Consider the following 12,253-nt stretch of genomic DNA (forward strand, 5'->3'; position numbering starts at 1 on the left):
TATGTGCGGTATCGCCGGCCTCATCAACCTACGCACCGACGCGCCGAACCCCGACCGCGAACTGGCCCTCAAGATGGCGCGGGCGCTCCGCCACCGCGGCCCTGACGGCTTCGGCATCTACCGCGATCGCCACGTCGCGCTGGCCCACTCGCGCCTGTCGATCATCGACCTCGACGGCGGCTGGCAGCCGATGGCCAACGCCGAGGAGACGCTCTGGGTCTGCTTCAACGGCGAGATCTTCAACTACATCGAGCTCCGCGAGGAGCTCACGGCGAAGGGCCATCACTTCCGGACCAAGAGCGACACCGAGGCGCTGATCCACGCCTACGCCGAGTACGGCGAGGCCATGGTCGATCGGCTGAACGGCCAGTGGGCGTTCGTCATCTGGGACGTCCAGCGGAGGCGCGCGTTCTTCTCGCGCGACCGCGTCGGCATCAACCCGCTCTTCTGGACGGTCCACCGCGGCGTCCTCCGGTTCGCCAGCGAGGTGAAGTCGCTCTTCCAGGACCCCACCATCCCCCGCGCGATCTCCCGCGAGGGCCTCGACGAGGCGCTGACGTTCTGGGCGCCGACCGCCCCGCTCACGCCGTACGAGGGCATCCAGCAGATCCCGCCGGGCGCGGTGGCGACGCTCGACCTCGATCGCGACGTGGCGCCGCGCGTCTCGGTCCGCTTCCGCCCCGAGTTCCCCGTCGGGCGCGCGCCCGGCGGCGACGAGGCGGGGCTCGTGTCCAGCGTGCGCGAGGCGGTCCGCGGCGGCTCGACGATCCGCCTGCGCGCCGACGTCCCCGTCGGCAGCTACCTGAGCGGCGGGCTCGACTCCACGATCGTCGCGGCGCTCATCGCCTCGAACCGCGAGGTGCCGCTGCGCACGTTCTCGGTCGAGTTCGCCGAGCGCGAGTTCGACGAGGCCGAGTACCAGCGCGCCGCCGTAGCGCACCTCGGCACGTCGCACGCGTCGATCCAGTGCGGTGACGCCGACATCGCCGGCGTCTTCCCGGAGGTCGTCTACCACGCCGAGGCCCCGCTCCTGCGCACCGCCCCGGCGCCGCTGTTCATCCTGGCGCGCCTCGTCCGGCAGAGCGGCTACCGCGTGGTGCTGACGGGCGAGGGCGCCGACGAGTTCTTCGCCGGCTATGACATCTTCCGCGAGGACCGGGTACGCCGCTTCTGGGCGCGCCACCCGGACAGCAAGCTCAGGCCGCAGCTCCTCCTCCGGCTCTACCCCTACCTGCAGCGGTCGCCGGTCGCGCAGGTCGAGATGGCCAAGGCCTTCTTCGGGCGGAACCTCGCGCAGACGGACGACCCGTTCTACTCCCACCGCCCGCGCTGGGACGCCACGAGCCGCATCAAGCTGATGCTCGATCCCGCGATGCGCGAGGGCATCGGCGACACCGCCGCGGCCGATCGCCTGAGGGAGCAGCTGCCGCGCGACTTCATGCGCTGGACGCCGCTCGCGCGCGCGCAGTACCTGGAGATCACGACGCTGCTCTCCGGCTACCTGCTCTCCTCCCAGGGCGAGCGCATGATGATGGCGAACTCGGTCGAGGGGCGCTTCCCGTTCCTCGATCCCAACGTGATGGACGTGGCGGACGCGCTGCCGGACGCGCTCAAGCTCCGCACCCTCGACGAGAAGCACGTGCTGAAGCGCGCGATGGGCGATCTCCTGCCGCCCGGCGTCCTCGAGCGGAAGAAGCAGCCGTACCGCGCGCCCGTGGTGCAGCCTTTCTTCGGGAGCGGGACGCCGGACTATGTCGAGGCGTGCCTGTCGCCGGATGCCATCAAGGACGCCGGCATCTGGCAGGCGCAGCCCGTCGCGGCGCTCGTCGCGAAGTGCCGCAAGACCGGCGGCAAATCGATGAGCAACACCGACGACATGGCGTTCTGCGCGATCCTCTCCACGCAGCTCATGGCGCGCGACATCCTCCAGGGCGCGCGCGTCGTCTCGGCCGCCGACGACACGTCAGGCCGGCTGGGCGTCGACGTCGATCGGGTACGCGACGCTGCAGGCTGATCGGCCGCGCTCGGCCCCGCGCTGAGCGGCGGCGTGACGCCGCGGGGCGCATGTGCGCCGCCCCTCAGCGGGGGAGCTTGCGTATCGTGCCGCTGCTCTCGTCCGCCCAGTACACGACCCCCCCTGCGAGCGCGATCCCGCGCGGGGTGCCGCCCTCGTACAGCGGCCGAGCCCTGCCGGTGCCGTCCTTGAGCTTCCGCATCACGCGGGGCGACCCCTGATCGGTCCAGTAGACGAACTCATCGAGCCCATCGACGGCGATGCAGTCGGGGGACGCATGCGCCACGTCATCATCCTCCGCGGCCGTCCAGACAACCACCGCGTCCTCCGAGCCGTCCTTCGGCGCCCTCATGACGGCAGACAGCTCGCTGGCGTGATCCCCGCGCGGGCTGTTGGTCCAGTAGACGTGGTCGTCGTCCACGGCGATGGCGTACGGAAACGGCTGCTCGTCGGCCAGCCGCTTCGTGTCGCGGGTCTGCCGATGCGTCTGGTTCACCGTGCCGCGCAGGCTCCTGTCGACCCAGTACACGTGCTCTTGGTCGAGCGCGATGAGGTGCGGCGAAGCATTGCTGACCTCGAGGAACTCGTCGTCCGCCCATTCGCCGGGCATCAGGATCTGGCCGATGAGGCTCCCGTCGCCCGGCGTGCCGATGCCAGCTGCGCGCTGCGCCCAGAACACCGCGTTGTCGTCCGCAGCCACGCCGAGGGTCGCGAAGTCCGAGTCGAAGAGAACCTCTGGCGCGCGTGCTCCGTTGCGGTCCACCATCAAGACGTCCTTGTCGTTGAGGTTGGACCAGAAGACGCCGTGCTGGTTGACGGCGATCCCGTACGGAGCGTTCTGGCCGACGGCGAGCGTCGTGACGGCTCCGCCGAGGATCGACACTTTTTGCACGCTGCCGTCCGTGCCTTCGCCGGCGGTCCAGTAGACCTCGCCCTGGTAGACGGTGAGGAGGTTCGCGTTCGGAGCCTCGATGGTGGGAAACCCGCGCGCGATCTCCGTGGCCCCGCTGCAGCCGGTCGCGCTGCACGTCCCGCCGTCCAGGCACACCGCGCCGCAAGCGCCGCAGTTCTGGGGGTTCTCGAGCAGGTTCACCTCGCAGTCGTCGGGGTTGCCGTCGCAGTCCGCCGTGCCGGTCGCGCACGCATCGGATCCACCGGCCGAGCTCGCGCTGGCTTCGCTCACCGTGAAGTCCCCGAGCACGCTGGTGCATGCCGCGGCGGTCATGATGGCAACGCAGACCATCGAGCCGATTCCGAACGCCTGGCGCATCAGAAACTCCCCTTCGCTCCCGCGGAGCCGAGCCCGATCACGGGCGTGATCGATATCCCGGCGCGCTGCGGCGATCTCGGCGCTGTGAGCAGCAGGAACGCCCCCGCGCCGACGCCCGCCGCGCCGATCGCAAACCCGATCGTCGAGAGGGTGCCCATCGCGTGGTAGCTGTCGATCTCGCCCTTGAGCGACGGGGCGCACCGGCCGCCGGGGCAGCGCTCCGAGAGATCGCCGTGCTTGCCGAACGCGAGCACGCCGCCGACGGCGCCGGCCGCGAGCCCGGCGCCGCCGAGCCCGAACGCGGCGATCGCCAGCACCGTGCGGCTGCTGCCGCCGGAACCGGAAGCAGGAGCGCCCTGGTCTGGCAGCGGCGCCACCGGTGGACGCGGCTTGACCGGAGGCGGCGGCGCGACCGGCTTGAGCTGGAGCGCGACGGTCTCGCTGGCGCCCTCGGCGAGCGTCACCTTCACCTCGATCGGAGCGAACCCCGCGGCCGACGCCCGGACGACGTGGTCGCCTGGATCGACCGGCCTCCGGACCCCGAGCGCGGCGCGCGGCACCGGCGCGTCGTCGATCGTGACGGCGGCGGTGTCCGGCCCGCTCACCGAGATGAGCACCTGCGGGATCCGGGGCGCGAGCGCGTCGAGCTCGCGTTGAGCGGCCGCGATCGCCTCGAAGAACTGCTCGGGCGACTTCTCCGGCACCCCCTCGCGGAGGATGCGGCTGTACGACTCCTGGGCCGCGATCCACTGGCCCACGCCGACCTGGGCTCGGGCTACGCCGAGCAGCAGGGTCGGCGCGTGGATGATGGCGTCGGCGCGGCTGAACCGATCGAGCGCGGCCGCGAAGTCCTTTCGTTCGAGGGCCTCCTGCCCTTCCACGGCGAGCGAGCGCGCGGTCGCGCGATCGGCGTCCGAGACCTGAGCCAGCGCGGCGGGCGTGAAGGTCAGGGCGAGCAGCAAGGAAGCGATCCCTAGTCGACGAGCCATACGAAGGAGGTCCGTGCGAAGTGCTGCGGGTGAACGTCAGATGCCGAAATCCGTCGGCTTCGGCTTGCGGCGGACGCTCCCCGGCGGCGCGGGGGAACGCGGCTTCGCCTGAGCGGGCTGAGCCGATGGCGCACGCGGGCCGCTCGCCGGCGTCGCCGAGACCGAGGACGCCGTCGCAGAGGCTACAGCCGTCGAGGCCACAGAGGGGGGCGGCTCCGGCGCCTGCGCGGAGGCGGTGGCCGGCGCCACGACGTCGGGCCCCCGCGGCGCATCGGACATCGAAGCCGTGGGGGCCGGCTGCGCGAGCGGCTGCCCCGTCGTGTCAGGGCTCCCGCCGCGCAGGACGAAGAACGCGATGGCCACGAGGACGACCGCGCCGGCCGCCGCGGCGGCGAGCGCGCGTCCGACGACAGGCCGCCGGACTGGGGGAGATACCACCGAAACCAGCGCGCTGGTGGTCTGCGGCCGCATCTGGCGGCCGGACATCGCGGACGCGCCCACCGCTGCTCCTGGCGAGGCCACCGTCGCGCCGGGCCCAGCCGAGGTCCGCGCAGCCTCGCCGTCCGCCGAGGCGATCAGCGTGACCGCGTCCCCGAAAGAAGGCGCCGCGCTGTCGGGCCCCGCGTCGGGGAGCGCCGCGCTCTCCCTCGATCGTGGCGCGAACCCGAGCTCCACCGAGATGCGCTCGCCGGACACGCGGAACGGGCCGACGATGCTCGTCCTGGGCTCGAAGCTCTCGCTCGCGATGTCGAGCGCGATCGCGAGCGCGTCGCAGAACTCCTTCGCGCTCTGGAACCGCGCGTCCGGCTCGCGCGACGCCGCGCGGGCCCACCAGGCGTCGAAGCCAGGCGGCACGGGGGCGAATTGCGACGGCACGGGCAGCGGCTTGACCATGATCTTGAGGAGCAGATCGCCGAACGCCTCGCTGTTGAACGGGAGCTTGCCGGTGAGGCACTCGAACACGACGACGGCGAGCGACCAGAGATCCGAGCGGTGATCGATGCTCTTGGTGCCCTGCGCCTGCTCCGGGCTCATGTACGCGGGCGTCCCGAGCAGCGAGCCGGTCTTCGTGGTGGAGGTGACCTGCGGCGTGCTGTCCTTCGCGATGCCGAAATCGAGCACCTTGGCGATCTCCCTGTCGTCGTCCCGGACGAGGAAGATGTTGGCCGGCTTGAGATCGCGATGGACCAGGCCGCTCGCGTGAGCCTTGGTGAGGGCGCGCGCCACCTGCGCCGTGATCGCCATGGTGTCGTGCGGGTCGAGCCGCCCCACGCGCTGGATGCGGGTGTCGAGGTCCTCCCCCTCGAGGTACTCCATCGCGATGTACGGCGTCCCCTGCCAGACGCCGTGGTCGAGGATCTGCACGACGTGCGGGCTACGGATCTGCGCGGCGACCTTCGCCTCGCGCTCGAACCGGAGCCGCACCTCCTTGGAGACGCCCTGCGCGTTCATGAACTTGATCGCGCACGGGATGTCGAGGCCGAGGTGCTGGGCGAGCCACACCGAGCCCATCCCGCCTTGCCTGAGCGGACGCACCAGGCGAAAGCGATCGGCAACGGTGTTCCCCGCGGCGGGTGTCACGCAGCCTCCCAGACCTTTTGGAATAACACAGGTCGTCATCCAGGGGCACGTTCGCGCCATGCAAAAGTGAACTGGGGCCGACGGCATGAAATGGCGTAGAAGCCCCGCCATCCCCCGCGCCCTGCATTTGCGACGTTTGCGTCGTTTGCGTCGGTTACGACGCTTCGCGGCGGAAGCTAGCGAGAACCCGAGCTCGCGGCGGCGGGCTCCTGCAGAGACCGCCGCTCGGCGGGCCGGCCCGGAAGCACGCCGCCGCCGTCGGCCTTGTCCGTCTTGTCGGTCGTGGACGTCTTGTCGAGCGGCGTGCCCGTCGTCTGCGCGAGCTGGCTGCCCCGCGGATCGTCCGGGAACGCATCGAGGAACTTGCGGACGTGGTGGCGCGACTCCTCGGCGATGCCCGCACGGAACGTCAGGAGCGCGAGGTTGTAGCGCGCATCGGCGCTCCTGGGCTCGGCCTTCAGGGCGGCGAGGTAGCCTTGACGTGCGCCGTTGTAGTCCCCGCGCTTGTCGGCGATGAGCGCGAGGTTGTAGAGCACCTCGGCGTCCGAGGGATCCTGCTCGGCGAGCGGCGTGAGGCGCGCCTTCGCCCCGTCGAGATCTCCGGCCAGGATCGCGAGCGCTCCCGCAAGGAGCTGCGCCTTCCGGCCTGCGCCGGCGCCGATCGCGCGATCCGCCTCGGCCCTGGCCTCGGCCAGGCGACCCGCGCGCTCGAGCGCGAGCGCGAGCGCATAGCGGAGCCGCGACGGGTCGCCGCCCTCCTCCAGCGCGGCCCGCGCCTCGGCCTCGGCACGCTCGGGGCGGCCGGCGACGGCGAGCGCCTCGGCCAGGACCGCGCGCGTGCTGCTCTGCTCCGGGCACCGCTCGCGCGCGGACTCCGCGTCGCGGAGGGCGGCGCCAGCGTTGCGGGCGTGCAGCCTCGCCTCGGCGCGCAGCGCGAGGCAGGCGCACGTGGCCGGCGCGGCGGGCGCGGCGGCGGGGTGCATCCTCAGGCAGCGCGCCGCGACGCCGTCAAGCTCGTCCACCTTGCGCCGCTCGCGGAGCGGCCTCGTGAGCTCGTCGATCGCGCGCAGGTGTGCGCCGTCGCGGCGCAGCGCTGCCCACCACATCCTCTCGCGCGACCCGAGCAGGGGCGCTGCCCCGTTCAGCTGGACGACACCGAGGCCGATCACGACGATCGCGGCCCCCATGCGCCGGTGCTTGAAGCTCGATCCGAGCCAGCGCTCCGCGGCGGCGGCGGCGAGGGTCGCGAGCGCCGCCCACAGGGGAACCGCGACGAACACGACCCCCTGCGCGAGCGGCGCGCGAGGCCCGCGGTAGTAGAGCGTGGCCGCGAGCGCCGCGGCGATCGCGATCCACAGCAGCGCCGCGCCGTTCCTGGCGAGCCGTGTATCGAGCCGCGCGGCGAACCACGCCGACAGGCCGAGCGCCGCGGCGAGCCCGGCCGCCGAGAGCGATCCCGAGAGGGCGAGCGCGCCGGCCGGGAGCGGCTCAGGCGAGAGCGACGTGGGCGCGATCGCCAGGACCACCAGGTGCAGCACGCGGCAGAGGTGCAGGGCGAGCTCGGCAAGCCAAGGCACGGCGTGACCTTAGCCCACCGTCCATCGCGGACCAAACGGCAGAGAGGCATCGCTGCAGCGCGGCCGCCGCGGTGAAGGCGCGCTCACAGCCACGGCGCGCTCACGGCAGGGTCATCTCGACCTCGACGGAGACGCGCGTTCCGGGCGGCGACACGACGAGCCCCAGCGGCATCATCCGGAGGCATTGCGCCGCGTCGGGACGATCCATCCCTCGCACTTCGCTGATGCCGCGGGCGATCTCGTCCCCGGACGCATCGAAGGTCATGTTGAAGATGTACCTGGCGCGCGCTGGAGCGGGGTTCTTCCTGAGCGAAGGCTCCCAGCACTGCTTCACGAAGAGCGACCGGCGCGCTTCGAGCTCCTTGGCGGCATCCCCCTCGACACGCTTGTAGAGCTCGCTCGTCAGCGGCGAGGCCCCTGCCGACGCAGGGTGATGCACAGGCAGCGAAGGGGCGCGCGCGCCCGCAGTCGCAGGCAGCGCGCCCGCGCGTGCTGTCGAGGCCTCCACGCTGGCCGACGGAGGCGCAGGTGGCGGCGGACGCTGCAGCCCGAGGTAGAGCCCTGCTGCGATGAAGAGGCTGCCGAGCAGGATCGCCGCGGGGGTCATCAGCTCCTTCTGCATGGTGGCGATCGGAGGGCAGGCGCCGCGCGCCTCGCGGCGCGCGAGGTTGGCCGCCCAGCCCGACCTTACTGCATCGAGACGACAGCGGAGGTGTACGAATAGTCGTTGTTGGTCCAGAAGGGGCTATCGGACTTCCCGCAGAGGCCGACGTTGTACTGGCCTGGGGGAGGCGACAGCACTGCGCTCAGCCCCATGGTGATGCGGGTGTGCGCCGGGACCTGGACCGCATAGACGCCCGTCCCTTCTGGGCTGAGCTCCCCGAGAGGCGAGAGCTGCTGAGAGCAGATCCAGAGGTGGAGCTGGTCCGCCGGGGTCGACGCGGCGCCGAGCGCCTTGTTGGAGACGACGATGACGCGCTGCCCCGAGGCGGTCACGCTCACGGTCGCGGGCGCAGCCAGGAACTGCAGCGGTTTCTGAGGAGCGGCACCCGCGGCGGAAACGTAGGTGCTCGAGATGACACCAGGAGGTCCCTGCGGCCCCTCCGCCCCCGGCGCCCCCGGGGGCCCGGCAGCGCCAGGCGGCCCAGCCGGACCGGCCGGACCGGCCGGACCGGCCGCGCCGGGAGGGCCCGCGGGCCCCGGCGCGCCCTGCAGGCCGATCGGATCGCCGACCCACACGCCGCTGCTGTCGATGACGACGCGACCGCCGATGGAGATCGAGTTCGGCGTGATGTCCCCCGCGACGTTGCTGGCCTGGAGCGCATACGGAACGCTCGCGATCTTGGCGCGGGGCACCATCTCGGGGTCGTCCCCCACGGTGATCCCCAGGTAGCGCGCCGCGCCGTCGAAGACCGGCTTGTCGACGGGCGCGAGCTCGCCGAGGTCGACCGAGAAATAACCTTGGTCGAACGTGATGGTGTGGAGCTCGCTCCAGACGGGCACGGGCGCGTCGGGCGCGTCGTAGAACGCGAACACCACGTCGAGCGTGTCGTCGATGGGCTGGCCCACCGAATCGAAGAGGCGTCCCTGGTGGGTGATCGTGACGGGGACCGCCGCGGCAGCGGGCCCGGACAGCGCGGTCACCGCCGCAAGGACCGGCGCGTGGATGGTTCGTGCCTTCATCGCGAGCTCCCCTCGTTCGCCCTCGCGAGCCGGCGCCAGGTGCGCCGTGGGAGGCGTCGCGCGGCGCGCGCTGAGCGATCGCGGCCGGAGGCGCCGATGATCCTGGAGCGGGCCGCGAGCCCTGCCACGATCTCGCGAAGGAGCAGCGCCTTGGATGCCGGCGGCCGACGGGCGGTTCCGATCGCGCTCCCGATCGTCCGACGCCGCTCGGACAGGCCGCCGGCGTCGCCAGCGCCGAGGCCTCGCCGCCGCGGGGCGAGATCGCCCGAGACGGCGCGCGCCCGGGTCTCGCGGCCTGCGCGCCGCGACGTGATCGACCTCGGCGCGGCGCCGGCTACTCGAGATCGTACGGCTCGATCTTCACCTCGGCCAGCTTCGGGACGGCCGCGGCGATCGCCTCGCCGATCTCCTCGTGCGTGCCGACGACGCCAATCACGAGATCGTCCTCGGAGATCCGGCGCCGCACGGCGGCGTTCGCCTCCTCGAGAGTGACGTCCTCGATCCGCTTCAGGTAGGTCTCGTGGTACCCCTCCGGCAGATCGTACAGGAGCTCGTCGAGCTTCTGGTGCACGCGCTTCCTCGCGGTGTCGATCTCGAATGCGTGCGAGCGGACGAGGTAGCGCTTCACGAACGTGAGCTCGTCCTCGGTGATCCCATCGCGCCGCAGCGCCTCGAGCAGCCCGAGCTGCAGGGAGAGACAGGCGGCGGCGTCCTGCGCCGCGGGCGCGGTCCACATGGTGAACGCGTCGCGGTGCCGATCGAAGCCCGCGCGCGACGAGGCGCCGTAGGACCAGCCACGCTTCGCGCGTACCTCCTGCATCAGCCGCGACGAGAAGGTGCCTCCGAAGGCGGTGTTCGCGACCAGGAGCGCCATGTGATCGGGGTCGTGGGCGTCGGTGCCGAGCCCGCCGATGACCATCTGCGTCTGCGTCCGCTCGGGTTTGTCGACGAACACGAGGCAACGCCCCGGCCTCGCCCCGGGATCGGTCACCGGATCGGGGATCGCCTCGCCCTCGGGCAGGCCGGACAGGAGGCGCTCGGCGACCCCGTGCGCCTCGCCGGGCTCGATGTCGCCCGAGATGGCGACGATCGCGTTGCGCCGGCTGTAGTGCCGCGCATAGAACGCGGCGACGTCGTCGCGCGTGATCTCCCGCAACGTCGGGATGGTGCCCGCGGTGCGGCGGCCGTACGGGTGCCCGGCGAACAGGGTCCGCCGGAAGGCGCGGCTGCAGAGCGAGCGATCGCTGTCGCGCGCCTCGATGAGCTCGGCCTCGGCCTCGCGCAGGAGCCGCGCGAGCTCCGGCGGCGAGAACGTCGGGCGCGCGAGGAGCGTGGCCCCGAGCTCGACGAACCGGTCGAGCGAGCGCTTGATCACCTCGAAATGCACCGTCGTCGCGCTCGTCGCCACGTCGGTGCCGAACTCCCCGCCGAGCGCGTCGATGGTCTCCTCGATCTCGTTCGCGCTGTAGCCCTCCGCGCCGCGGCGGAGCATGCGCGCCGTGACGCGCGCGAGCCCCTCGCGCCCGGCCGGATCGTGCGCCGAGCCAGAGGGGAACGCGACCACGATGCTGACGATGGGGAGCGCGTGGCTCGTCTCCACGAGCACCGCGCCGTCGCGGGGCGCCACGCGACCCCCCGTCGCTCCCCTGCCCTGCCCCTCGGCGCCCCAGGCGAGGCTGCTCTTCACGCTCTGGCTCACGATGCCTCCTCGCTCTCCGCGTCCGTCCCGTCCTCGTCGTCCTCGTCGCTCGTCCCGTCCGGGATCACGTGGATCACGGTCCGCGCCGAGCTCACCAGGTAGCGCCGCGCCACACGCAGCAGATCCCCCACGGTCGCCCGCCGGTAGGCGGCGAGCCGCTCGAACAGGGCCGCAGGATCGCCGAGCACCGTCTCGTAGAAGCCGATTTGCTCTGCTTTGCCGGCGACGGTCTCGAGCCCTTGCAGGACCGAGAGCTCGATGCGCGCCTTCGCCCGATCGAGCTCCGCCTCGGTAACGGGGGCGCGGCGCACCGCCTCCAGGAGCGGCTCGAGGGCCGCGAGCAGCGCCTCCCCCGTGTGCTCGCCGCGAGCCGAGAGATAGATGTCATAGAGCGAAGGATCGCGGAACGAGCCCACCCAGCCCCGGACCTCGCTCGCGATCTCCTGCTCCTGAACGAGCGCGCGATGCACGCGCGACGACCGCCCGGAGAAGAGGATCTCGTTCAGCAGGGCGAGGGGCGCGTGGTCGAAATCCCCGAGCGCCGGCGCGCGATAGCCGATCGCGACCTTGTGCGTCGCGGTCGGCTTCACCACCTCGGCGCGGCGCTCCGCGATCTGCGGCGGCTCGGGGCACACCTCTTCGACCGGGATCTTCGAGGGCTCCTGCGCGCCGTAGTGGTCCTGCACCCCGCGCAGCGCCTCGTCGAGCGCGACGTCGCCGACGATGACCAGCGCCGCGTTGTTGGGGGCGTAGTACGTCCGGTAGAACTCGACGCAGTCCTCGGTCGTGAAGCCCTTGATGTCCTCCATCCAGCCGATGGTCGGCCACCCGTAGGCGTGCTTGGTGAACGCCTCCTTGTAGAGCAGCTCGCTCACCGCCCCGTCGACGTCGTCGTCGACCCGCTGCCTCCGCTCGTTGGCGACGACCTCCTTCTCGCTCGACACCTGCGGATCGCGGAGGACGAGCCGCGCCATGCGCTGCGCCTCGAGGCGGAGGGTGAGCTCGAGCGCGTCCTTCGGCAGGTTCGTGTGGTAGTAGGTCCAGTCGAGGAACGTCGCCGCGTTCGTCTCGGCGCCGGCCTCCTCGAGCATCCGATCGAACGCGCCGTGAGCGACGCTCTCCGTCTCGCCGAACATGAGGTGCTCGAAGAGGTGGGCGATGCCGGTCTTGCCCACGCGCTCATGGCGCGAGCCGACGCCGAACCAGGTCTGCAGGCAGACCACGGGCGCTGAGGGGTCGACGAGCACGAGCACCTTGAGCCCGTTCCCGAGGGCGAAGCGCTCGACGCGCATCGTCGGACCGAACGCGACGGTGGCGTCGTGGCGCAGCCGGGCGAGCGGCGGGCGTTCGCGGTTCAGCTCGACGAGCATCTCGGCGAGCGGACCCGTTCGAGGGAGGGCGTTGGCGCCGGGGACCGAGTAGGCAAGCGTCTCCTGCATG

At 72.0% G+C, this 12,253-nt stretch carries 9 protein-coding genes; 1 reads left to right on the forward strand and 8 read right to left on the reverse strand.

Going from position 1 to position 12,253, the window contains the following annotated elements; genetic code table 11:
* Position 1: 1 nt before the first annotated feature.
* Positions 2-2,014 (forward strand): asparagine synthase (glutamine-hydrolyzing), encoded by a 2,013-nt coding sequence (gene asnB / locus WME82_RS21155; RefSeq protein WP_438044270.1) that lies wholly within the window; start codon positions 2-4, stop codon positions 2,012-2,014.
* Between the two features lie 64 nt (positions 2,015-2,078).
* Here asnB and WME82_RS21160 read toward each other — a convergent pair whose 3' ends face one another.
* The 8 genes from WME82_RS21160 to WME82_RS21195 all read right to left on the reverse strand — a co-directional run bounded on the left by WME82_RS21160 (position 2,079) and on the right by WME82_RS21195 (position 12,252).
* Entirely contained in the window at positions 2,079-3,284 is a 1,206-nt protein-coding gene (locus WME82_RS21160; protein ID WP_438044271.1) for a lipoprotein receptor, read from the reverse strand.
* On the reverse strand, positions 3,284-4,246 hold the full coding sequence (locus WME82_RS21165; RefSeq protein WP_438044272.1) for a hypothetical protein: 963 nt from the start codon (positions 4,244-4,246) through the stop codon (positions 3,284-3,286). Before WME82_RS21165 ends, WME82_RS21160 begins: the two co-directional genes overlap by 1 nt.
* A 63-nt stretch (positions 4,247-4,309) precedes the next feature.
* A complete protein-coding gene (locus WME82_RS21170) occupies positions 4,310-5,854 on the reverse strand; it encodes a protein kinase domain-containing protein (RefSeq protein WP_438044273.1) in 1,545 nt (514 codons plus the stop codon).
* 176 nt (positions 5,855-6,030) lie between these two features.
* A complete protein-coding gene (locus WME82_RS21175; protein ID WP_438044274.1) occupies positions 6,031-7,431 on the reverse strand; it encodes a tetratricopeptide repeat protein in 1,401 nt (466 codons plus the stop codon).
* A 100-nt stretch (positions 7,432-7,531) separates the two neighbouring features.
* Entirely contained in the window at positions 7,532-8,053 is a 522-nt protein-coding gene (locus WME82_RS21180; protein ID WP_437747294.1) for a hypothetical protein, read from the reverse strand.
* A gap of 65 nt (positions 8,054-8,118) precedes the next feature.
* Entirely contained in the window at positions 8,119-9,114 is a 996-nt protein-coding gene (locus WME82_RS21185; protein WP_437873193.1) for a collagen-like protein, read from the reverse strand.
* A 334-nt stretch (positions 9,115-9,448) separates the two neighbouring features.
* Positions 9,449-10,813: a M16 family metallopeptidase gene (locus WME82_RS21190; protein WP_438044275.1), complete on the reverse strand. Its 1,365-nt coding sequence runs from the start codon at positions 10,811-10,813 to the stop codon at positions 9,449-9,451.
* Positions 10,810-12,252, reverse strand: a complete 1,443-nt coding sequence (locus WME82_RS21195) for a M16 family metallopeptidase (protein ID WP_437873195.1) — start codon at positions 12,250-12,252, stop codon at positions 10,810-10,812. The genes WME82_RS21190 and WME82_RS21195 overlap by 4 nt, the downstream gene beginning before the upstream one ends.
* Between the last annotated feature and the right edge of the window lies 1 nt (position 12,253).

This window comes from Sorangium sp. So ce128 (assembly GCF_051525245.1).
Lineage (GTDB): Bacteria > Myxococcota_A > Polyangia > Polyangiales > Polyangiaceae > Sorangium > Sorangium cellulosum_B.

Excerpts from the sequence above, each read along its gene's own strand:
- WME82_RS21185 (WP_437873193.1), bottom strand. The coding sequence starts at position 9,114 with ATGAAGGCACGAACCATCCACGCGCCGGTCCTTGCGGCGGTGACCGCG.
- asnB (WP_438044270.1), top strand. The coding sequence starts at position 2 with ATGTGCGGTATCGCCGGCCTCATCAACCTACGCACCGACGCGCCGAAC.
- WME82_RS21195 (WP_437873195.1), bottom strand. The coding sequence starts at position 12,252 with ATGCAGGAGACGCTTGCCTACTCGGTCCCCGGCGCCAACGCCCTCCCT.
- WME82_RS21160 (WP_438044271.1), bottom strand. The coding sequence starts at position 3,284 with ATGCGCCAGGCGTTCGGAATCGGCTCGATGGTCTGCGTTGCCATCATG.
- WME82_RS21180 (WP_437747294.1), bottom strand. The coding sequence starts at position 8,053 with ATGCAGAAGGAGCTGATGACCCCCGCGGCGATCCTGCTCGGCAGCCTC.